This window comes from Paraburkholderia sp. SIMBA_027 (assembly GCF_046535315.1).
GTDB classification, from domain to species: Bacteria; Pseudomonadota; Gammaproteobacteria; order Burkholderiales; family Burkholderiaceae; genus Paraburkholderia; species Paraburkholderia tropica.
On the sequence record NZ_JAWRWY010000506.1, the window covers coordinates 1 to 275 of the forward strand.

Sequence of the window (275 nt, forward strand, 5' to 3'; positions counted from 1 at the left end):
TAATACCAGCGCTTACCTTCCCTGACGAACCTGCTGGACTCACGTTGCACGCCACGTTCGCCCCCGGATCGATAGTGCGCAGCAAACTCCACCACGCCCTCACTGTCCAACGGACCGCCCTTGGAAACCGCGAGGATGTCCAGCCTGCGCCACTGCACGTCCGGGTCCAACTCCAAGGAACGCGGGCGGGTGGAGGAATGCCACGTACGCAAGAGGTAGTCCGCATCAAGGACCGCAAAGGCTGAATATCTGGAGCGCATCAGTTGCTCTGCCGT

Annotated in this window: 1 protein-coding gene; it reads right to left on the reverse strand. The window is 61.1% G+C overall.

Annotated elements, in window-relative coordinates:
• Nucleotides 1-275: YchJ family protein (locus SB764_RS40015; RefSeq protein ID WP_410866749.1), on the reverse strand; the 275-nt coding region annotated here is incomplete at both ends.